This is a genomic window from Nocardiopsis sp. TRM 82005, from assembly GCF_056312425.1.
In genome coordinates this window covers 192,731-212,336 of the sequence record NZ_JBWDTQ010000017.1, presented here as the reverse complement: position 1 = coordinate 212,336, position 19,606 = coordinate 192,731, and the positions used below count along the sequence as shown (strand labels likewise).

Annotated in this window: 21 protein-coding genes and 1 pseudogene; 13 read left to right on the top strand and 9 right to left on the bottom strand. The window is 70.0% G+C overall.

Annotated elements, in window-relative coordinates; genetic code table 11:
- Positions 1–14 precede the first annotated feature (14 nt).
- Positions 15–305 carry a YiaA/YiaB family inner membrane protein gene (locus AC0T5L_RS14585; protein ID WP_476165998.1) on the top strand — a complete coding sequence of 97 codons (291 nt, stop codon included), beginning with the start codon at positions 15–17 and terminating at the stop codon, positions 303–305.
- A gap of 47 nt (positions 306–352) precedes the next feature.
- Here AC0T5L_RS14585 and bioB read toward each other — a convergent pair.
- A pseudogene (gene bioB / locus AC0T5L_RS14580) lies at positions 353–1,413 on the bottom strand (biotin synthase BioB).
- A gap of 173 nt (positions 1,414–1,586) precedes the next feature.
- A complete protein-coding gene (locus tag AC0T5L_RS14575; protein ID WP_476166021.1) occupies positions 1,587–2,192 on the bottom strand; it encodes an HAD family hydrolase in 606 nt (201 codons plus the stop codon).
- Between the two features lie 324 nt (positions 2,193–2,516).
- Between AC0T5L_RS14575 and AC0T5L_RS14570 the strand changes: the two genes are divergently transcribed.
- Positions 2,517–3,944, top strand: a complete 1,428-nt coding sequence (locus tag AC0T5L_RS14570) for a sugar porter family MFS transporter (RefSeq protein WP_476165997.1) — start codon at positions 2,517–2,519, stop codon at positions 3,942–3,944.
- A 4-nt stretch (positions 3,945–3,948) separates the two neighbouring features.
- On the opposite strand, the gene AC0T5L_RS14565 is transcribed toward AC0T5L_RS14570, so the two are convergent.
- Positions 3,949–4,197 carry an SHOCT domain-containing protein gene (locus AC0T5L_RS14565; RefSeq protein WP_476165996.1) on the bottom strand — a complete coding sequence of 83 codons (249 nt, stop codon included), beginning with the start codon at positions 4,195–4,197 and terminating at the stop codon, positions 3,949–3,951.
- A gap of 151 nt (positions 4,198–4,348) precedes the next feature.
- On the opposite strand from AC0T5L_RS14565, the gene pabB reads away from it, so the two are divergent.
- Together pabB and AC0T5L_RS14555 are read left to right on the top strand one after the other, a co-directional pair.
- Complete coding sequence (gene pabB / locus AC0T5L_RS14560; RefSeq protein WP_476165995.1) at positions 4,349–6,496, top strand: aminodeoxychorismate synthase component I; 2,148 nt, start codon at positions 4,349–4,351, stop codon at positions 6,494–6,496.
- 62 nt (positions 6,497–6,558) lie between these two features.
- Positions 6,559–7,188, top strand: coding sequence for a DUF4291 domain-containing protein (locus AC0T5L_RS14555; RefSeq protein WP_476165994.1), 630 nt, complete (start codon positions 6,559–6,561; stop codon positions 7,186–7,188).
- Positions 7,189–7,197: 9 nt separating this feature from the next.
- Here the strand turns inward: AC0T5L_RS14555 and AC0T5L_RS14550 are convergent, their stop codons facing one another.
- The 4 genes from AC0T5L_RS14550 to AC0T5L_RS14535 form a co-directional block, all read right to left on the bottom strand.
- Positions 7,198–7,944: a class I SAM-dependent methyltransferase gene (locus tag AC0T5L_RS14550; protein ID WP_476165993.1), complete on the bottom strand. Its 747-nt coding sequence runs from the start codon at positions 7,942–7,944 to the stop codon at positions 7,198–7,200.
- A gap of 93 nt (positions 7,945–8,037) precedes the next feature.
- Positions 8,038–8,232, bottom strand: a complete 195-nt coding sequence (locus tag AC0T5L_RS14545) for a hypothetical protein (RefSeq protein ID WP_476165992.1) — start codon at positions 8,230–8,232, stop codon at positions 8,038–8,040.
- A gap of 44 nt (positions 8,233–8,276) precedes the next feature.
- Positions 8,277–8,840 carry a MarR family winged helix-turn-helix transcriptional regulator gene (locus AC0T5L_RS14540; protein ID WP_476165991.1) on the bottom strand — a complete coding sequence of 188 codons (564 nt, stop codon included), beginning with the start codon at positions 8,838–8,840 and terminating at the stop codon, positions 8,277–8,279.
- Positions 8,841–8,849: 9 nt separating this feature from the next.
- Positions 8,850–10,649, bottom strand: a complete 1,800-nt coding sequence (locus AC0T5L_RS14535) for a bifunctional metallophosphatase/5'-nucleotidase (RefSeq protein WP_476165990.1) — start codon at positions 10,647–10,649, stop codon at positions 8,850–8,852.
- Between the two features lie 139 nt (positions 10,650–10,788).
- Here AC0T5L_RS14535 and AC0T5L_RS14530 point away from each other — a divergent pair, with 139 nt between their 5' ends.
- From AC0T5L_RS14530 to AC0T5L_RS14515, 4 genes are all read left to right on the top strand, one after another.
- Positions 10,789–11,211 (top strand): DUF4440 domain-containing protein, encoded by a 423-nt coding sequence (locus AC0T5L_RS14530; protein WP_476165989.1) that lies wholly within the window; start codon positions 10,789–10,791, stop codon positions 11,209–11,211.
- Between the two features lie 118 nt (positions 11,212–11,329).
- Positions 11,330–11,806, top strand: a complete 477-nt coding sequence (locus AC0T5L_RS14525; RefSeq protein ID WP_476165988.1) for an ABC transporter substrate-binding protein — start codon at positions 11,330–11,332, stop codon at positions 11,804–11,806.
- A 21-nt stretch (positions 11,807–11,827) separates the two neighbouring features.
- Positions 11,828–12,181 (top strand): substrate-binding domain-containing protein, encoded by a 354-nt coding sequence (locus tag AC0T5L_RS14520; RefSeq protein WP_476165987.1) that lies wholly within the window; start codon positions 11,828–11,830, stop codon positions 12,179–12,181.
- Positions 12,182–12,206: 25 nt separating this feature from the next.
- Complete coding sequence (locus AC0T5L_RS14515; protein WP_476165986.1) at positions 12,207–12,560, top strand: thiamine pyrophosphate-binding protein; 354 nt, start codon at positions 12,207–12,209, stop codon at positions 12,558–12,560.
- A 150-nt stretch (positions 12,561–12,710) separates the two neighbouring features.
- Here the strand turns inward: AC0T5L_RS14515 and AC0T5L_RS14510 are convergent, their stop codons facing one another.
- Complete coding sequence (locus tag AC0T5L_RS14510) at positions 12,711–13,514, bottom strand: potassium channel family protein (protein ID WP_476165985.1); 804 nt, start codon at positions 13,512–13,514, stop codon at positions 12,711–12,713.
- A 122-nt stretch (positions 13,515–13,636) separates the two neighbouring features.
- Here AC0T5L_RS14510 and AC0T5L_RS14505 point away from each other — a divergent pair, with 122 nt between their 5' ends.
- Positions 13,637–14,335, top strand: coding sequence for a metal-dependent transcriptional regulator (locus AC0T5L_RS14505; RefSeq protein WP_476165984.1), 699 nt, complete (start codon positions 13,637–13,639; stop codon positions 14,333–14,335).
- 156 nt (positions 14,336–14,491) lie between these two features.
- Here the strand turns inward: AC0T5L_RS14505 and AC0T5L_RS14500 are convergent, their stop codons facing one another.
- Positions 14,492–16,087 carry an alkaline phosphatase D family protein gene (locus AC0T5L_RS14500; RefSeq protein WP_476165983.1) on the bottom strand — a complete coding sequence of 532 codons (1,596 nt, stop codon included), beginning with the start codon at positions 16,085–16,087 and terminating at the stop codon, positions 14,492–14,494.
- Between the two features lie 195 nt (positions 16,088–16,282).
- Here AC0T5L_RS14500 and AC0T5L_RS14495 point away from each other — a divergent pair, with 195 nt between their 5' ends.
- From AC0T5L_RS14495 to AC0T5L_RS14480, 4 genes are all read left to right on the top strand, one after another.
- A complete protein-coding gene (locus AC0T5L_RS14495; protein ID WP_476165982.1) occupies positions 16,283–16,555 on the top strand; it encodes a hypothetical protein in 273 nt (90 codons plus the stop codon).
- A gap of 167 nt (positions 16,556–16,722) precedes the next feature.
- Positions 16,723–17,214, top strand: a complete 492-nt coding sequence (locus tag AC0T5L_RS14490) for a DUF2243 domain-containing protein (RefSeq protein ID WP_476165981.1) — start codon at positions 16,723–16,725, stop codon at positions 17,212–17,214.
- Positions 17,211–18,065: a cytochrome c oxidase assembly protein gene (locus AC0T5L_RS14485; protein WP_476165980.1), complete on the top strand. Its 855-nt coding sequence runs from the start codon at positions 17,211–17,213 to the stop codon at positions 18,063–18,065. The genes AC0T5L_RS14490 and AC0T5L_RS14485 overlap by 4 nt, the downstream gene beginning before the upstream one ends.
- 86 nt (positions 18,066–18,151) lie before the next feature.
- Complete coding sequence (locus tag AC0T5L_RS14480; RefSeq protein ID WP_476165979.1) at positions 18,152–19,387, top strand: MFS transporter; 1,236 nt, start codon at positions 18,152–18,154, stop codon at positions 19,385–19,387.
- Positions 19,388–19,606: the final 219 nt, after the last annotated feature.

Below are 19,606 nucleotides of genomic sequence, written 5' to 3'. Positions count from 1 at the left end.
GCAGCATGGACGCCATGAGCACCTACGCCCCTCAGCCCCGTTCCAGCCCGCAGTTCTACCTCCAGTCCGCCCTGTCCTTCGGAGTTTCGGCGGTCGGGGTGGGCGCGGGAGTCATCTACCTCCCCGTCGACCTGTGGATCCGGGCCTTCCTCGGCCTGGGCCTGCTCTACGTCATCACCTCCACGTTCACCCTGGCCAAGTGCGTGCGCGACCGTCAGGAGGATGTTCTGGCCACCGAGATGGCGCAGAACTACCAGCAGATCCCCATCTGGCACGGCAGCGAGCAGGCCGTACCGCGGCCCTGAACCGGACGGCCCTCCTCGCCGCCCCACGAACCCGGGCCGCGTCGGTGTCAGGCGTTGGGTGGAAGAGCGGTCCCCACACCCCGCTGACGCGGCCTGAGCAGGTCGTGGCGCTCGCGGGGCAGGGTGGGCTCACCCGCGCCCTGCACGGTGAACCCGGCGTCGGCGATCATCTCCAGATCGGCCCCGCCCGCCTGTCCCTCGCTGGTGAGGTAGTCCCCCAGGAACACCGAGTTGGCGATGTGCAGCGCCAGCGGCTGTAGGGAGCGCAGATGGATCTCGCGGCCGCCCGCCAGACGGACCTCCACGTCGGGGAACACGAACCGGGTCGCGGCCAGGATGCGCAGGCACCGCTGCGGGGTCAGCTCCCAGGTGCCCTCCAGCGGGGTGCCCTCGAAGGGCATGAGGAAGTTGACCGGCACCGAGTCCGGCGCCAGCTCGTGCAGCGCGAACAGGGCGTCGACCAGGTCGTCGTCGCTCTCACCCAACCCCGCGATCAGCCCCGAGCAGGGGGAGAGACCTGTGTGCTTGGCCCTGGCCACGGTCTCCACCCTGTCGGAGAACTCGTGGGTGGTGCAGATGTCGGCGTAGCGCTCCTTCGAGGTGTTGAGGTTGTGGTTGTAGGCGTCGGTCCCGGACTCGCGCAGCCTGTCGGCCTGGCCCTCGGCGAGCAGGCCCAGGCAGGCCACACCTCCACTCCCGGGTGCTCGGTCTTGATGCCCTCGATGGTGGGGGCGAGGCGTTCCACGTCGCGGTCGGTGGGACCGCGCCCGCTGGCCACCAGGCAGACCCGGGTGGCGCCCGCCCTCACCCCGTGGGAGACGGCCTGGCGGGTCTGGTCGGGCTTGAGCCAGGTGTACCTGACGATCTCGGCCTCGGAGCCCAGGCGCTGGGAGCAGTAGAAACAGTCCTCCGGGCACATGCCGCTCTTGAGGTTCACGAGGTAGTTGAGCTTGACGCGACGCTCGAAGTAGCGCAGCCGGACCCGGAAAGCGGCGGCGACCAGGTCCATCAAGTCGTCGTCAGAGCCGCACAGAACCTCGAGGAGCTCGTCGCGGGCGGGTTTCTCACGGCGCAGGGCCTTCTCGGCCAGGGGGAGGAATGTGGTCACGGAGACGATGCTGGGCCCCCGAACGGATACGGCACAGCCATGGAAGAAGCCAAAAACGCGGGGGAAGTCTTGTACGGAGCGGTTGTTGCGTTTCGCTGGCGTTTCAGTACCGAACGTGACGGTCTGACTCCGTGCCGGTGAGCGGCGCGGGCGGCCCCGGCGGGGCCGCCACCTCACGCTGACGCGTTGGCGTCCAAGCGGGCGAGGTTCTCACGCAGCCGGGCGACGCCGGTGAACCGGTGCCCGTGCATGCCCACCGCCCTGGCCCCCTCGACGTTCGCCTGACGGTCGTCAACGAAGAGGATGTGCTCCGGTTTGGCCCGCAGGGCTTCCTGACACCACAGGTAGGCCTCCGGTTCGGGCTTGACGCGGCCGATCCGGCAGGAGAAGGCGCGTACCCGGAAGTTGCGCAGCCATGAATGGTGCGCCTCGTAGTGAACGGCCAGCTCCTCGGGGAGGTTGGACAGCAGCGCGGTCCGCAGTCCGGACGCCGTGAGCTCCTCGACCAGGGCGACCATGGTGTCGTCGACCGCGCTCCAACTGGCGATGTCGGCCTCGACGAGCTCGGCGATCCGCTGATCTCCGAAACGAACGCCCAAGGCCTCGCCCACGCGATGCCAGTACTCGGAGGCGGTGGTGTCCGCACGGTCGTAGGAGGGGCGCTGTGCCCAGTACGCCTCCCAAAAGGCCGGGGCGGGTGCGTCGGCGACCCGGACCAGCCGGTCCTTGCCCTCCTCTGACTGATGGCACGCCAGGACGCCGAACAGGTCGAATAGCACGATCAAGAGGTCCCACCTTCCTTCGCTGCCCCATGGGCGACACCGACCAGATCGTACGCGCTCGAACCGCTCGCCCACCGGATCCGTGGCGGTCGGTCACCTCGCGGTTTCGGCGGCTGAGGATCTGTCCGGTCCCGAGGGCGTGCCGGGGAGTTCGCTCACCTCCTTGCTCGACCCGTGAGAACAGAGAGCAACGTTTCCAATACAGACCGTGTGCCAAAAACTGGACATCTTTTGGCCTGTGGGCGTTTTGTCCGTGACCCTCGTGCATCGGCGTGTCCACCCTGGGGCGACAACTGTTGTGTCACGGGGAAGGAAACGGATGTGAGCGGAGCCAGCCAGCCCGGGGACGAGAAGATCCCCGAGGGTGAAAGCAACATCGTTCACGTGACGATGATCGCCGCCGCGGCGGCGATGGGCGGTTTCCTGTTCGGCTACGACAGCTCCGTCATCAACGGCGCGGTACCGGCCATCCAGGAGCGCTTCGGCGTGGGACCGGCCACGCTCGGCTTCACGGTCGCCTCCGCACTCCTTGGCTGTGTGGTAGGCGCCGCGTCAGCGGGTGCCCTGGCCGACCGGGTCGGCCGTATCCGCACCATGCAGATCGCCGGTGTGCTGTTCGCGATCAGCGCCATCGGTTCGGCCCTGCCCTTCGGGGTGTGGGACCTGACAGCCTGGCGGATCCTGGGCGGTGTCGCCATCGGCCTGGCCTCGGTCATCGCCCCGACCTACATCGCCGAGGTGTCGCCAGCTCCCTACCGCGGCCGGTTGGCGTCGTTGCAGCAGTTGGCGATCGTGCTGGGTATCGCCTCCTCACAGCTGGTCAACTTCGGTATCGCCCAGATGGCCGACGGCAGCGCGAGCAACATGCTGGGACCGGTCCAGGGCTGGCAGTGGATGCTGGGCATCGAGGTCCTGCCCGCGATGGTCTATGTGGGCCTGAGCCTGCTCATCCCCGAGTCGCCCCGCTACCTGGTCCGTGTGGGGCAGGTGGTCCGGGCCCGCCGCATCCTCGCCGAAGTGGAGGGCGGAGGCCCCGAATGGATGGACCACCGCATCGGCGAGATCCGCGAAGCTCTGGGCTCGGAGGTCAAACCGAAGCTGAGCGACCTGACCGGCCGCTACGGTCTGCTGCCGATCGTGTGGATCGGTATGGCCATCTCAGCCTTCCAGCAACTGGTGGGCATCAACGTCATCTTCTACTACTCCAATTCGCTGTGGCAGTCGGTGGGCGTGGCCGAGGCCAACTCGCTGCTGCTGAGCCTGTTCACCTCCATCGTGAACATCGTGGGTACGTTCGTGGCGATCCTGCTGGTGGACCGGGTCGGCCGCAAGCCGCTGCTGCTGGTGGGCTCGGCGGGTATGACGGTGTCGCTGGCACTGGCCGCCTACGCCTTCAACCACGCGTTCGTGGAGGGCGAGGAGGTGACGCTGCCGTTCGTGTGGGGCGCGGTGGCGCTGACCGCGGCCAGCCTGTTCGTGCTCTTCTTCGCGCTGTCGTGGGGTGTGGTCGTGTGGGTGCTGCTGGGGGAGATGTTCCCGCTGCGCATCCGTGCTGCCGCGATGGCTGTGGCCACCGCGACCCAGTGGCTCACCAACTGGCTGATCACCGTGAGCTTCCCGAGCCTGCGTGACTGGAGCCTGAGCGGTACGTACATGCTGTACGCGTTCTTCGCGCTGTTGTCGTTCTTCTTCGTGTGGCGGTTCGTCAGCGAGACCAAGGGCAAGACCCTGGAGGAGATGCGGGGCTGAGGGTTCAGCGCTCCAGGTCGATTTTCCCCTGGAGGAACTCCTCACGGCCGATCTCGCCCCGCGCGTATCTGAGACGCAGTTCCTCCTCCGCCGCGTCCACGGCCTGCGGTCCGGGCGCGGTGGAGGAGGAACGCTGGCCTGGACGGGTGCGGCCATCGCGATCCGGACCCGCCATGGACGCGATCGTGACGACCACGAAGACGCCCAGCGCCACCATGATGAGGATCACGACCGTGGCCATCACGTAGGTCATCTCCACTCCTCACAAGGAAATCGCTCTTCCACCTTCTTCTTATGTACCCCGATCGGGGCTCCTTCTCCAGAGGCACTTCGCACCTGTGGACAACCGCCCTCGCTCGGACCGCCGTAACCTGGAGTTTCGCGATCCGGACGAAAGGGGCGGGATGCGCGTCCTCCTCGTGGACAACCACGACTCATACACGTACAACCTCTTCCAGCTCCTGGCACGCGTCCTGGGCCGCACGCCCACGGTGCTCACCAACGACGACCCCCGCTGGGACGCCCTCGACCCGGCGACCGTGGACGCCGTGGTCGTCTCACCCGGACCGGGCCGCCCCCAGCACCCGCGCGACCTGGGTCGCGTCCACGAACTCCTGGACCACACCCTCCTGCCGGTGTTGGGCGTGTGCCTGGGCCACCAGGCCATCGCCCACCTGGCAGGGGCGGACGTGGTCTCGGCCCCCCAGCCCCGCCACGGACACCTGACCCGGATCCGGCACACCGGAACGGGCCTGTTCACAGGCCTGGCGCAGGACTTCACCGCCGTGCGCTACCACTCCCTGGCCGTCCCCGCGCCCCCGCACGGGCCGCTGGCCGTGACCGCCTGGTCCGAGGACGAGGTGGTCATGGGGCTGGAGCACCGCGACCTGCCCCGCTGGGGGGTGCAGTTCCACCCCGAGTCGGTGGCCAGCGAGTTCGGCGCGGAACTGGTCGCCAACTTCCTGGAGCTGGCCCGCGCGCACACCTTCGGGGACGGGAGCCGGCCCTCTGCGCCGGTGGACCCATCGACCGAGGCCCTCGAGACGGGGAGAACCACGCACAACGGGTGGGCAGGCGACTCACCAAGGCGAGGAACGTCCGTCCCGCACGCACACGCAAACGCCCCGACCCTCCCGGCGAAAGCGCACCGACCTCCCCGAGAGCGCCCCGGGCACACGTCCGGTCACACCTTCCCCCGCACACGTGAACTCCCCCTGGCCGTGGACACCGAAGCCGCCTTCGCCCGCCTGTACGGCAACTCCGAGTACGCGTTCTGGCTGGACAGCTCCCGCCCCGAAGGGCCCGCACGCTTCTCCTTCCTGGGCTCCGCCACCGGCGAGGTCCTCACCTACCGCGTCGGCGGACCCGTCCACGTCCGCGCCGCGGACGGCACCGAACACACCGAGCCCGGCACGGTGTTCGACGCGTTGGACCGCCGCACCCCGCGCCCCACGCCCAGCGAACTACCCTTCGAATTCACCGGCGGATACGTGGGCTACCTCGGCTACGAACTCAAGGCCGACTGCGGCGCCGCCAACGCGCACACCTCACCCCACCCCGACGCCGTGTGGCTGCGCTGCGACCGGTTCGTGGCCGTCGACCACCACCAGAACCGCACCTACGTGGTGTGCGCCGACGACCGCCCCGACGGCGGCGCCTGGCTGGAGGAGGCCCTGGCCGCCCTCACCGACCCGCCGTCCCTGGGCCCGCCCACCCCTTCCGCACCGACCACCGAGCTGGCCCCTCTGCTGGAGCGCCCGCGCGAGGACTACGTCGGCGACGTCAAGGAGTGCCTGGCCCAGCTCACCGCCGGGGAGAGCTACGAGATCTGCCTGACCAACCGGATGCGCCTGCCCCACACGGGCGGCGATCTGGACGCCTACCGCCGTATGCGTGCCGCCAGCCCCGCGCCCTACGCCGCTCTGCTGCGCTTGGGTGCGATGAGCGTGCTCAGCGCCTCGCCCGAACGGTTCCTGCGCGTGGACGGCGGCCACACCGCCGAAAGCCGCCCCATCAAGGGCACCGCGCCCCGCCACCCCGACCCGGCCGTCGACGCACGCGTCGCCGAGGAGCTGCGCACCGGCGCCAAGACACGCGCCGAGAACCTCATGATCGTCGACCTGTTGCGCAACGACCTGGGCCGGGTGTGCGAGGTCGGCAGCGTCGAGGTGCCCGCGTTCATGTACACCGAGTCCTACGCCACCGTGCACCAACTCGTCTCCACCGTGCGCGGCAGGCTGCGCCCGCAGGTGTCGGCGGTGGACGCGGTGCGCGCCTGCTTTCCCGGCGGGTCGATGACCGGAGCGCCCAAGGAACGCACCATGGAGATCCTGGACCGGCTGGAGCCTTCCGCGCGCGGGGTCTACTCCGGCGCGCTGGGCTACGTGTCCTCCTCCGGCACGGCCGACCTGAGCATCGTCATCCGCACCGCCGTACTGGCCGGGGACGAGCTGACCATCGGCGCGGGCGGCGCGATCGTGCTGGACTCCGACCCGGAGGAGGAGTACGAGGAGATGCTCCTCAAGGCCGCCGTGCCCGCCCACGGCCGCTGACCGCCCAAGAGGACGGGAAAACCGCTTGCCGTGGCCGGGCCCCGGCCAACACGCTGAGGCCCATGAACCTCCCCCGACACCAGATCCGCGCGCGCCGCACCGACACCACGGTCACCGTCTACCAGGCCTACGCCCCCTCCCTCGGGCTGCCCGCCGCCCGCGAGGGCCGCTTCCCCTCCGCCTGGAAGCGCGATCGCATGACCTGGATCAAGCCGTCGTTCCTGTGGATGATGTACCGCTGCGGATGGGCACGCAAGAAGGACCAGGAGACCGTGCTGGCGGTGGAGATCACCCATGAGGGGTTCGAGTGGGCGCTGCGCAACGCATGCCTGTCGCACTACACGCCCGCCGTGCACCCCGACCGGGACACCTGGCGTAGGCGGTTGCGTCAGGCACCGGCCCGCGTGCAGTGGGACCCCGAACGCGACCTGCACCTGAGGCCGCTGGAACGCCGCTCCCTACAGCTGGGGCTGACGGGTGAGGCCGTGCGTCGCTACACCGACGAGTGGATCGTCTCCATCAGCGATGTCACCCCGCTCGCGCACCGGGTGCGCACGCTGGTCCAGGAGGGGGACACCGCGGCCGCGACCCGGATGCTGCCCGAGGAGTCCCCCTTCCCGATCGCGCCACACGAGCTGGACCACCTGCGCCCCGTCCCGGCCGCGTGCGAGGAGAACACGCACACGGCCTGAACGGAGTGGCTACTCCTGTTCAGGGAGCCGGTAGACCGAGACGTGGCTGGAGCTGGAGGAGTCGAACGGGCGGCCCCGCCAGTCGGCGTGACGCGACTCCAGTTCCAGACCCGCCAAACGGGCCATCAGGTCCAACTCGGCGGGCCAGCAGTAGCGCAGCGCCACCGGGAGCATGCTCCTCATCCCCTCATCGGGCGTGAACGTCAGGATCTGCTTCGCGTAGCGCTGGGCGACCGGGTCGTTCTTGTACGTGCTCAGGGTGACGGAGTCCTCGGTGAGATGGGAGACCTCCACCCAGGAGTCGCTCTCCAACTCCTTGCGCCCTGGAACGAAGCACTCCAGCACGAACCGGCCGCCGGGTCCCAGGACTCGCGCGACGTTGCCGAAGCAGTCCGTCTGCCGTTCCTGGTCCGGCAGGTTGAAGAGCGTGTTGAAGACCAGGAATACCAGGTCGTAGGGGCCCTCGACGGGGACTTCGGCCATGTCGCCCACCACCACCGGGACGTCCGCGCCGCCCGGGAGGGCGCGCATCCGCTCGACCATGGCGGCCGATCCCTCGACACCTTCCACGTCCACGCCCCGTGCGGCCAGGGGCAGGATGATCCGCCCCGTACCGCTGGCCAGTTCCAGTGCCCGCCCTCCTGCGGCGAGGGGCTGGAGGAAGTCCACTGCCGGGGCCGGGTCCGGGTTGGCCCTGTCGTCGTAGTGCTCTGACCAGTGCTCCCCGAAGAAGGCGGGGTCATCGAAGCTCGGCATGTCCTCAGGGGACCATCTTCGTGTGTTCGGCGCCACAGGTTTTCCCGCCCGGCCACAGCGGCTTCGAACTCCCCGAGGACCGCGCCGGCGCGGTCACGGTGCGAAGGCGTGGCGGACGGCGGTGGCGAGGCTGGCGCGGCGGCGCTCGTGGTCGCTTTCGGAGTCGGCCGCCGTCGCGGTGTAGGCAAAGCTGACCGGCGACCAGGTCATGGCCAGGGAGGTCACCATGGAGTGGACGTCGGCCGGCGCCAGGACGGGGGAGACGTGTCCGGCCTCTTGAGCCCGCACGATGGTCTTCGTCGAAGCCGGCCCGGTGGAGCTCGAAGGCCGGTTCACCCGCCGAGGTTCCCAGCGCTTCGCAGGTCGTCGACCTCGGCGGATGCGCTGGCGCGTGCGGCCTGGATGAACCGGAGAAGGATGCTCAGTTCCCGAGCGTCGAACCCCGCCAGGTCCTCCCTGGTCCGCCTGGTCAGCCCGGCGTAGTAGGACTCGGTCCGCTCCAGGCCCCCGGAGGCCGCCTCGACGAGCGTCCGTCGGCGGTCGCCGGGGTCAGGGAAGCGGCGGACGCACCCCGCCGCCTCCAGGCGGTCGGTCATTCGCGAGGACGACCCCGGGGTCAGGCCTGTGCGCTGAGCGAGGATGCTTCCGGTGGTCGGCCCCTCCTGGTTCAGGGCGCGGGGGCCTGGAAGTCGGTGACCGCCACCCCCATGTGCTCGGCGACCTGGCTGTTGCCGCGCCACTCCGCAGCTCAGGGGAGAGCGCTGAGGAGTCGGTGCGCGGCACCGGACCGCGGGCGGCCGACGGCTGAGGACCGAGGTGTTCACGGTGGCGGCCGGGAAGGGGCGGGCCGCCACCGCTGGAGGCACCGGGAAGATCCGGTGCCTTCCTACCGGCATCGCGCGGCCTTACCCGAACACGGGCGCGCCCTCGCGGACCAGGCGCCAGTTGACCACGTGGAAGTCGGCCGGATCGATGGTGCCGGTGGCCGTGGCGTAATCGATCAGCGCCTGCCTGACCTCCAGTTGCTCGTTGTAGACCACCGGGGCGCCGGTGATGTGCGGGAACCCGCCCCCGCCCGACTGGCGGTAGTTGTTGACCGCCAACACGAACCGCTGGCCGTCGAGGACCTGCGCCCCCTCCACGGTCAGCGAGGCGATCCGCTCACCCACGGGCCGGGACACGTCGATGTCGTACTCCAGTCCGGCGATCTGGTCGAAGTTGTAGTCGGGAACGCCGTCGGCGTTGGTCAGATCGCCCGGGACGACCGTGCCGGAGGCGGGCACCCGGTGAAAGTAGCGCGCGGAGTACTCCAGGTACTCTCGCAACTGGGCGCCGGTGACCACGCTGGCCAGCAGGGTGTTGTCGTACACGTACAGACCGGCGATGTCGCGGATCGACACGTCCCCGGCGGGGAAGACCGCCGAGCGGCTGAAGGGCGCCGCGATCGACAGCACGGGCAGGTCCGCCTCGGCGGTGTCCTGGATCGCCTCGCGGACCGTCTGGATCTGTACGTGCTGGATGTAGTCCACGATCGCGGTGTCGCGCCAGCAGGCTTCGGCCGCGCTCAGCTCCTCCACCGAGGTCGCCACCACCTGGTTGACGTACTCCACCGCGGTGGCGTGCTGGTCGGCCACCAGTTCCACGATCTCGGGGTCCTCCTCCACAGTGTTGCTGTTCAGCGTGACCGCGCTCTTGGAGGTGACCCGCCAGCGGCCCTTCTCCCGGCGCAGCGCCAGGTCCATCACCGACAGCCGCCGCCCCCAGTACGAGGGCATGGTCATCAGGACCTGCTCGCCGGTGGCCTTGTTGGTGACGAAGCGCTCGGAGACGTCCTGGTGGGAGTGGCCGAACAGGATGGCGTCGATGCCGGGCACCTCCTCGGCGACCATCGCCGAGGCGTTCTCGACGGGGATGTCGTCTCCGTAGGAGGAGGTGCCGCTGTCACCGGAGTGGGCGCTGACGATCACCAGGTCCGCGCCCTCGCTGCGCATGACGGGTACCCAGTGGCGGGCACTGGCCACCAGGTCCTCGAACTCCAGCCGCCCCTCGACGTGGTGGCGGTCCCAGATGACGGACCCGGGGTTGGTCAGCCCCAGTACGCCGACCACCAGGGGCTGGGTGCCGGGCTTGTCGAGGCAGTCCACCTTCATGCGCTTGAGCACGTAGGGGCGGTAGGCGGGCTTGTCCGTGCCGTGGTGGACGGCGTTGGCGGCCAGCGCCGGGGCCTGCATCTGGTCGATCCAGGTGTCCAGGTGTTCCAGGCCGTAGTTGAACTCGTGGTTTCCCAGAGCCACGGCGTCGTATCCGACGGCGTTCATCGCGCGCGCCATCGGGTGGGTCCGACCGGTCTCGGTGATCGGTTCGACGACGTTGTAGTAGGTGGCCAGCGGGGCGCCCTGGAGGGTGTCTCCGGAGTCGAAGAGCAGGGTGTTGTTGCGTCCGCGCTCGGCACGGACCTCCTTGACCAGGCTGGCGGCCTTGGCGATGCCGATGTGGTTGCCCTCGGAGTCCTCGAACTCCGCGTTCTTGAAGTAGTCCCAGTTCAGGCAGTGGCCGTGGAGGTCGGAGGTGCCCATGACGGTGATGAGGGCGTCACGGGCCGAGGACGCGGTCGCCGTACCGGGCCAGCCCGCCAGGGCGAGGGCGCCCGCGGCGCTCAGTCCGCCGATGACGCCGCGTCGGGAGATGCCGGGGTCCTCTGCCATGTGTGTCTCCTGGGGGTAGCGGGGGTGGACGAAACTCCCACAGGCTAGTGAGGCGCCGTGGAGGAGCGGAACCGGCGGCGTGTTAACAATCCGTGCACTTTGACCAGCTTGTACCGGACAACCGTGCGAGGGAGCAGGCATGGGTGTGAGCGAGGACGGGGCCGGTGAGGCGGTCCAGCGGGTGACCGATGGGGAGTTACGGCTCCTGGAGTCTCCTGTGCGGGCCTCACGCGGGCTCGCCGGGGAGCTGTTGGACGCCGAGTTCACCGAAGTCGGAAAATCGGGCAGGCGCTGGGACCGGGAGTCGATGCTGGTCGAGCTGGCCACCATGGACGGCCTCTCCGAGCCCGGCAGCCCGGGGGAGAGCGCACCGAGACGTGACCGGGTACGGGTCAGCGACATGGTGGGCAGGCTGCTCGCCCCGGACCTGGTGCACCTGACCTATGCCACCGAGGCCGGCGGTGTCCGCGCCCTGCGCAGCTCGCTGTGGCGCCGGGGCTCGGACGCCCCGCCCCGATCTGCCGGACCGGGGTCGGCGCCCCCCTTCCCGACCGCCGACTGACTCAGGAGCCGCAGATGCGTCGACAGTGGACGGCCCTCACCGGCACAACCGTGCTCATCCTGGCCACGGCCTGCGGCGGCACCCAGGAGAGCACCGAGGACGGGAGGGGTTACGACAGGTGACCGCCGGTGCGATCCCCATCGTGGACGTGGCCCCACTCCATCTGGGGGTCGAGCAGGGGTTCTTCACCGACCGCGGCGTCGACCTGGAGATCCAGCCCGGATCCGGCGGGGCCGCCGCCATCCCCGGCGTGGTCAGCGGCAACTTCGAGTTCGCCTTCGGCAACGTCGTCTCCGTCCTGGTCGCCCGCGACCAGGACCTGCCCCTGAAGATCTTCACCAACGGGGTGGCAACCAACGGCGAGCAGGGCGCCGACTTCAGCGCGGTGTTCGTCCTGGACGACAGCCCCCTCCAGACCCCCGCCGACCTGGAGGGCATGACGGTCGCCGCCAACAACCTCCTCAACATCGGGGACACCACCGTCCGCCAGTCCGTCCGGGATGACGGCGGTGACCCTTCCAGCATCGAGTTCGTCGAGATGGCCCTGCCCGACATGGCACCCGCCCTGGAGGACGAACACGTGGACGCAGTCTGACTGGTCGAGCCCTTCACCACCATGGCTATCGAGGCCGGGCACCGCGAGATCGCCTCCAACTTCGTCGACACCCACCCCGGACTCACCGTGGCGGCCTACTTCACCTCCGAGGAGATGCTCGCCCGGGACCCCGAACTGATCGCCGACATCGAGGCCGCCCTGCGCGAGTCCCTGGCCTACGCCCAGGCCAACCCCGACGAGGTCCGCAGGATCGTCCCCACCTACACCGAGATCGACGAGGCCCTGCTGGACCAGGTCCGCCTGCCCCGCTGGCCCGGGGAGGTCGACGAGGAGTCCGTCGGAGTCCTGGCCGACCTCATGCTCCAAGACGGGCTCATCGACACCGAGGCAGACCTGACCGCGCTGTACCAGTGAGAGCCGCACCGCTCAGGGACATACCGTGCGCACCGCCAGCACCACCGGAAGGGAAGACGTGCCCGACCAGACCGGCCCCACGGTCCGCGAACGGACCCTGGACCTCATGCGCGAACTGGGGTTGACCACGCTCTTCGCCAACCCCGGCTCCACCGAGGTGCCCTTTCTCGCGGACCTGCCCGAGGACATCGACTTCGTCCTGGCGCTGCACGAGGGGGCGGCCGTGGGCATGGCCACCGGCTGGGCACTGGCACGCGAGCGCCCGGCACTGGTGCAGCTGCACACCACCGCCGGGCTCGGCAACGCCGACGGCGCGCGTACTCCTGCCCGTACCCGCAGAACAGATCCCGTACGGGGGCGCACTCACACAGCGCGGTGAGGACGAACCCGGCCCCGTGGCGGTGCTCGCCGTAGCGGTCGGGCATTCGGGGCCGGTCGTAGGGGGACGATCCGCGCGCGCTCGGGGGATGGGGCCCGCTCATGCCTCCGGATACTGGAGCGCCGTGAAGCCCTGGGGCCCTCCGGCCGTTCAGGGCGCCGGCTCCGGCCGTTCCGACGGCACCGGCTCGGCGACTCCGGCGGTGTGGCCGAGTTCGTCCCTGAGCGCGCGGACCTGCTCGGTGAGCTCGCGCAACTGCTGCTGCGTGTCCTCCTCCGCGGCCTGCTCACGCGTATCGGAGTCGTCCTGGACGCGCTGGACGAACCAGGTGGACAGCGTGCCGGTGATGACACCGAGCAGGCCGATACCCATGACGAAGAGGAAGGCGGCGATCAGACGGCCGGTCGCGGTGACCGGGTACAGGTCCCCGTAGCCGACGGTGGACACCGTCACCAGTGACCACCAGAACGCGTCGGCCAGTGTGGTGATGTTGGCGTCGGGAACGCCCTGTTCCGCCTTCAGCACGCTCAGTGATGCCATGGCGAGCATGATGACGGTGATACCGGCGGTGTACAGGAGCACGTGCCCGCGCAGGGACGACGACATGTGCCGGTGCAGAAGCGACACCACGGTCAGGAGCCGGACCAGCTGTAGGGGGCGCAGCATCGGCAGCACCACGATCAACAGGTCCAGCAGGTTCTCGCGGACGAACGTCCACCGGTCCGGTGCCAGGTACAGGCGTGTGACGTAGTCGGCGGCGAAGACCACCCACACGGCCACGATGAGTACCTCGCAGAACCACCGCCAGCTCTGTGACAGGTCCGGGTCGAGGATCGGCCAGGCGTAGGCGCCCACGAAGACCAGAGCCGCGGCGACCAGAGGCAGTTCGGTTACGGACCGCCAACGTTGCAGGCGATGGGAGCCTTGGTTGGGGGATGCGCTGTCTTTTTCCACGTTCTGATTCGACCAAAAGCTTCCGCGCAGACCAAATCGGGGATGGACGAAACGGCCGGGGCCGTCCACAGGCACGGTGCACAAATGGTGGCCGATGAGCGGTCCGCGATACGGTTACGGTCATGGACAACGCACCGACACGACCGTCCACGTCGGTTGAGGACTACGTGAAGGTCATCTACGACCTCCAGGAACGCGGCACCGGACCGGTGACCATCTCCGGTATGGCCGAGCGCCTGTCAGTGTCCAACTCATCGGTGTCGGGCATGCTCCGCAAACTCAGCGAACTGGGTCTGGTGGAGCACCGGCGCTACGGCGCGGTCACCCTCACCGAGTCCGGCACCAGGGCGGCACTGTCGGTGCTGCGCCGCCACCGGCTGCTGGAGACCTACCTGGTCGCCGAGTTGGGCTACTCCTGGGACGAGGTGCACGACGAGGCCGAGATCCTCGAACACGTGGTCTCGGACAAGTTCGTCGACCGCGTCGCCACCCACCTGGGCGATCCCGTTGTCGACCCGCACGGCGACCCCATCCCCACCCGCGAGGGCCACCTCGTCCAGCGCGAGAGCGTGCTGCTCTCGGACGCCGACAAGGGCGTCAGCGGGGTGATAGTGCGCGTCAACGACATCGACCCCGACCTGCTGCGCTACCTGTCCGACATCGATATCGGCATCGGGATGCGCGTGGAGGTGGTCGAGCGCCAGCCCTTCGCCGGGTCGATGCAGATCACCGTGTTCCCCGACGACGGCTCCCCGGAGCGCTCGCAGTCCCTGGGCCTGGTGGCGGCCGAGGCCCTGTGGATCAGCCCGGACCGTTTCTGAACGGTGCCGGGAGTGGGTCCTGGAGCCGCGCGTGTCCCGACCGGTAGGAACCTTCGGGAGAACACCGCCTCCGCACGGAGGCCGGCCCGGTCCGGGGCCTGACACGGGGGGCGCCGCCTCCGGGCCCCGAACCGGAATACCACGGCCAGGGATGCCTCACCCCTGGGTGCGCACGCCCGCGACACCATCGTCGACGACGAACCGCGCCCGGTCGCTGACGGGGGCGCCCGGCTCCCTCACGTAGTCCACGGTCCGGTAGTCGGCCGTCCACTCGGTGGGCGTGAGGACGTTGCGCACATAGCCCCGCCTGCGGTTGACGAACCTGATGTGCGGGTTCTCCTGAAGCTGCACCGCGTCACCCGGGTACTGATCCGCACCGTCGCCACCGCTGGTGAAGGACGTGCCCACCAGCTCGGTGGCCACCGTCTCCGACGCCGGGTCGTCGAAGTCGGCCTTGATGTCACTCACGTAGTTGGCGTGCACGTCACCGGTGATCACCACACCGTTGCGCACCCGCGCCAGCTGGTCACGGACCTCGTTGCGCTCGACGAGGTAGTTGTCCCAGGCATCGTCGCTGAAGTTGGTCGCCTCACCGTCAGCGAAGTCGCGCTGGGAGAAGAACACCTGCTGGGCCAGCACGTTCCAGCGGGAGCGTGAGGAGGACAGCCCCTCCGACAGCCACTGCTTCTGACTGGCACCGAGCAGGGTGCGGGAGGGGTCCTCGCGCTCCTCGGGTGCCTGCCGGTCACGGTACTGGCGGGTGTCGAGCAGGTGCATGTCCATCAGGTCGCCGAAGGTCAGCCTGCGGTAGAGCTGCATGTCCGGGCCGTTGGGCAGCTGGGCGCGGCGCAGCGGCATGTGCTCGTAGTAGGCCTTCAGTGCCTGGGCGCGCCGGTGGAGGAACTCCTCGCTGGGAATGTCCTCACCGTCGGACTCGTCGTCGGCCCAGTTGTTCTCCAGTTCGTGGTCGTCGAAGACCACCGCCCACGGGAACGCGGCGTGCGCGGCCTGTAGGTTGGTGTCGCTCTTGTACTGGGCGTGCCGGATCCGGTACTCGGTCAGGGAGCGCACCTCCCTCTGGGGCACGTGTCCCCGACCGATGCTTCCCTGACCGCCTGATTCGTAGATGTAGTCGCCCAGGAACGCGACCAGGTCCAGGTCCTCATCGGCCAGATGCGCCTGGGCGGTGTAATGGCCGCTGGGGTAGCTCTGGCAGCTGGCGAAGGCGAAGGCGAACCGGTCCAGCCGCATTCCGGGAGGCACAGTGGTCTTGGTACGGCCGACCGGGCTGATCTCGTTTCCCACGCGGAACCGGTAGAAGTACTCGGCCCTGGGGCGCAGCCCCTCAACCTCCACGTGCACCGAGTGAGCGGCCTCGGGGCCCGTCTCCACGGTCCCCGAGGTGGTGATACGGCCGAAGCCCTCCTCCTCCGACACCTGCCACTCGACCTCCACCCGCTGGTCGGGCATGCCACCGAGACCGTCCTCGGCCAGGGGGTCGGGGGCCAGGCGGGTCCAGAGCACGACACTGCTGTGGAAGGGGTCCCCGGAGGCGACGCCCAGGGTGAAGGGCTCGACGATGCGGCCCGGTCGAGCGGTGGTGTCCGCGTGGGCCCGCGGGCTCCAGGCGGTGCCCAGTGCGACGGCGCCCAGAGTGGCCGCGCCGCTGACCAGGACCTGGCGCCGGGTGGTGCTCGCGGCTGAGTCGGTGGGGATGGGAACGGGGGCGGGGGTGTGGGGGGTTCCCGGCATTCACGGTCTCCTGAAAGGTGGGGAGGCGCCCGGACCCGTTGCGGGCCGGGCGGGGACCGTGCTCTATCCGGCCACGGAAGGCGGAACGTCCCAACCACCGCGTGGTGAACGTTGGCCCCATATGGGTGACTAGCAGGTAACCGGCTGTTGCGGCGCAGGTCAGGCTCGCAACACGCCGGAGGTGTGGGAAACCTGTTGATCGCGCTCCGTCGCAGGACCATGGCCGAACGGTCGGCCGGCAGGTGCCCGGCAAGGAGCAGCGGCGCGCTGCGCCCCCTTGGAACGGCCCGGGCCCCACGTGCGGGGCTGACCGTGTCCCCGGCCGAGGAGCACCGCGACCTCATGCGCACGTTCATGGCCAGGCGGGCCGCGCCACTACTGCGGACCTTCGAACAGCTCTCCCCGAGCCAGCGGGAGGGATTCGCGGCCGGCCTCCAGGCCTGGGCCCGTGAGCTGCACGGCTCCTGACCCGCCATACCGGCCCTGACCGGCGCGGCACACCTGACCGGCGAAGCACTGATGGCACCGTGGCCCCTGGGCGCGTGGCCGGTCCCGGGTCGCCTGGGCGAACACGCCTTCAGCCGCGCCCGAACACCCACCCGAGACCAGAACCTCCCAGACACAAGGGGGCCACCGTGACAGCCGGCAGAGGGGGAGAAGGGCACAGCACGCGGTTCGGCCGGTCGCTGGCGGCCACGGCCGTGATGGGGATCGGCCTGATGGCCGCGGTCGACGAGATCGTCTTCCACCAGATCCTGGCCTGGCACCACTTCTACGACCGCTCCACCCCGACCGTGGGGCTGCTCTCCGACGGGCTGCTGCACGCTGGTGAGCTCATCGCGCTGGTCGCGGGCTTCTTCCTCCTCGCCGACCTGTGCCGCCACCGTGCCCTGCACCGGCGTGCCGCCTGGGCGGGACTGCTGTTGGGCCTGGGCGGTTTCCAGCTCTTCGACGGCATCATCGACCACAAGGTGCTGCGACTGCACCAGATCCGCTACGGCGTCGACCTTTTGCCCTACGACCTGGTGTGGAACGGCGCGGCCGTGCTACTGCTGACCGCCGGAACGGCCACGGCCTGGTGGGCCCGCCGCGCTCCGAACACCGGCAACCGGACCACACCGCGATGATCCCGTCCCACCTCGCCCACGGGGGTGCCGCATCCACCGCCACCGTCTGGGGGACGGCACTGGTCCTGGTCCTGCTCACCGTCGCCCTGGCCGCCTACACCGCCGCGGCACGCAGGGCACGGTGCGCACCGCGCGGCTGGAACGGCCTGCGCACCGCCTCCTTCACCCTGGGGGTGGTGCTGCTGGGCGCCGCCCTCCTGCTCTCCCTGGCGCACACCTCCCACCACGATCCGCGCCTCCACATGCTCCAGCACCTGCTCATCGGCATGTACGCACCCCTGGCACTGGTCATGGCCGCACCGGTCACCCTGGCCCTGCGCGCCCTGCCGACCACGCGGCGCCGTCCAGTGGCCCGCCTGATGCGCAACCGAGCACTGCACGTCCTGAGCCATCCGGTCACCGCCCTGCTGCTCGACACCGGCGGCCTCTACCTGGTTCACCTCACCCCCGTGCACACGGCGACGCAGACCCACCCAACGGTGCACGGCGCGGTCCACCTGCACTACTTCGCCGCCGGCTACCTGTTCGCCTGGTCCATCGCCGGCCCCGACCCCGCGCCGCGCCGCCCCGGCACGGCCACCCGCCTCACGGTCCTGTTCCTGGCCGTGGCGGCGCACTCGCTCCTGGCCAAGCTCCTCTACGCCCACCCCGACACCTGGCCGCCGGGAGCCACGCACACAGCATTGGCGGGTGAGGCCGCCCAGTGGATGTACTACGGCGGTGACCTGGCCGAACTGCTCCTGGCCGTGGCCCTGTTCCTTGCCTGGTACCGCCGCAGGGCCCGGCTTGCCCGCCCCTTGGCGGAACGCAGCTCCCGCTCCTATCCTGAAGACATGTTCCAGCGACATTAAGCTCTCAGCCGGTCCTCGGTCCGAGCACGGGGGCCACCGGACAGCCCCCATTCCGGTGTCCTCTTCCGCTCGACCGAAAGACCCTCATGACCACCCTGCCCCCGCGCGCGCCCCACGCGCGCGTATCCCGCCTGACCCGGCCCCTGTACGCCTACGCGGCACTGGGGGAGCTCATCCTCCTCTACCCGCTGTACACGATTCTGTTCGAGGCGACCGGGCTGTCCGTCACCCAGATCAGCTCACTCTTCGTGATCTGGTCCCTGACCTCCGTCGTCACGTCCGTGCCCGCCGGGGCCTGGGCGGACGTGGTGCCCCGCCGCTGTCTGCTGGCCGCGGCACCGCTCCTGGCCGCCGCCGGATTCTCGCTGTGGCTGCTCTGGCCCGGCTACTGGACCTTCGCGGCGGGCTTCGTCCTGTGGGGCGCGGGCGGGGCCCTGGCCTCCGGAGCCCTTGAGGCGCTCGTCTACACCGAGCTCGGCCACCGGGGCGCCACCGACCGCTACGCCCAGGTCATGGGTGTGGTCCGCGCCCTGGACGTGGCCGCCGTCGGAGCCGCCACCCTGCTGGCGATCCCCGTCATGGCCCACGGGGGCTACGCCGCGATCGGCACGGGCAGCGTCGCCGCCTGCGTGCTGTGCGCCCTGGCCGCGCTGGCCCTGCCCGAGCACCGCGTCACCGTGTCCGCCAGCGGCCGCACCGGTGACGCCGAACCTGAGGAGGTCGCCGACTACCGGTCCGTCCTGCGCGCAGGGCTGCGCGAGGCCCGCTCCAACCGCCGGGCGCGCGGCGCGATCGTGCTGATGGTCGTGGTCGCCTCGTTCTGGATGATGCTGGAGGAGTACCTCCCCCTGCTGGCCGCCGAGGCCGGAGTCCCCGCCGCCAACGTGCCCATCGTGGTGCTGGTGGTGTGGGTGTGCGTCAGCGCCGCAGGCCTGCTCGCCGGACCCGCCTCCCGGCTGTCCGCGCGCACCTTCGCCCTCCTGCTGGGCCTGGCCGCACCCGCCATCGCCGTCGGCGCGCTGCTCGGCACCCCGCCGGGATGGGTGCTGCTCGGCGCGGGCTTCGGTGTGTGCCAGATGGCCGGTGTGGTTGCCGACGCCCGGCTCCAGGACCGCATCACCGGACCCAGCCGGGCCACGGTCACCTCACTGGCCGAGCTGGGCACCGACGCGCTCACCACGGCCTCCTACCTGCTGTACGCGGGGGTGTTCGCGGCGACCGGACACGGCACCGCGTTCGCGCTGTTCGCCACCCCCTACCTGGTGGCGGCCCTGATCCTGGGCTGGACCCGCACCGGGCGGGCCACGGCGGGGACCCGCTGAAGGAGGCCCGGCAACTCCAGAGCGCGGAGGGCGAACCCGACGGCACTTCCGTGCGTCTTCCCCGTCGTCGGGTGTGAACGCTCCGGCGCAGCGGGGCGGGCCCTCGTCCGCCCCGCCGTACCGTGCCCGAGGACGGCGGGTCACGGTGCACTCGGGCCGCAGGCGATGAGGGACCGCCTGCGGCCCGCCCGCCCAGCCGTTGTTCCTCCTCCCGGTGGA

Excerpts from the sequence above, each read along its gene's own strand:
- AC0T5L_RS14585 (WP_476165998.1), top strand. The coding sequence starts at position 15 with ATGAGCACCTACGCCCCTCAGCCCCGTTCCAGCCCGCAGTTCTACCTC.
- AC0T5L_RS14565 (WP_476165996.1), bottom strand. The coding sequence starts at position 4,197 with ATGACCTACGTGATGGCCACGGTCGTGATCCTCATCATGGTGGCGCTG.
- pabB (WP_476165995.1), top strand. The coding sequence starts at position 4,349 with ATGCGCGTCCTCCTCGTGGACAACCACGACTCATACACGTACAACCTC.
- AC0T5L_RS14555 (WP_476165994.1), top strand. The coding sequence starts at position 6,559 with ATGAACCTCCCCCGACACCAGATCCGCGCGCGCCGCACCGACACCACG.
- AC0T5L_RS14550 (WP_476165993.1), bottom strand. The coding sequence starts at position 7,944 with ATGCCGAGCTTCGATGACCCCGCCTTCTTCGGGGAGCACTGGTCAGAG.
- AC0T5L_RS14540 (WP_476165991.1), bottom strand. The coding sequence starts at position 8,840 with ATGCCGGTAGGAAGGCACCGGATCTTCCCGGTGCCTCCAGCGGTGGCG.
- AC0T5L_RS14535 (WP_476165990.1), bottom strand. The coding sequence starts at position 10,649 with ATGGCAGAGGACCCCGGCATCTCCCGACGCGGCGTCATCGGCGGACTG.
- AC0T5L_RS14530 (WP_476165989.1), top strand. The coding sequence starts at position 10,789 with ATGGGTGTGAGCGAGGACGGGGCCGGTGAGGCGGTCCAGCGGGTGACC.
- AC0T5L_RS14520 (WP_476165987.1), top strand. The coding sequence starts at position 11,828 with ATGGCTATCGAGGCCGGGCACCGCGAGATCGCCTCCAACTTCGTCGAC.
- AC0T5L_RS14505 (WP_476165984.1), top strand. The coding sequence starts at position 13,637 with ATGGACAACGCACCGACACGACCGTCCACGTCGGTTGAGGACTACGTG.
- AC0T5L_RS14500 (WP_476165983.1), bottom strand. The coding sequence starts at position 16,087 with ATGCCGGGAACCCCCCACACCCCCGCCCCCGTTCCCATCCCCACCGAC.
- AC0T5L_RS14485 (WP_476165980.1), top strand. The coding sequence starts at position 17,211 with ATGATCCCGTCCCACCTCGCCCACGGGGGTGCCGCATCCACCGCCACC.
- AC0T5L_RS14480 (WP_476165979.1), top strand. The coding sequence starts at position 18,152 with ATGACCACCCTGCCCCCGCGCGCGCCCCACGCGCGCGTATCCCGCCTG.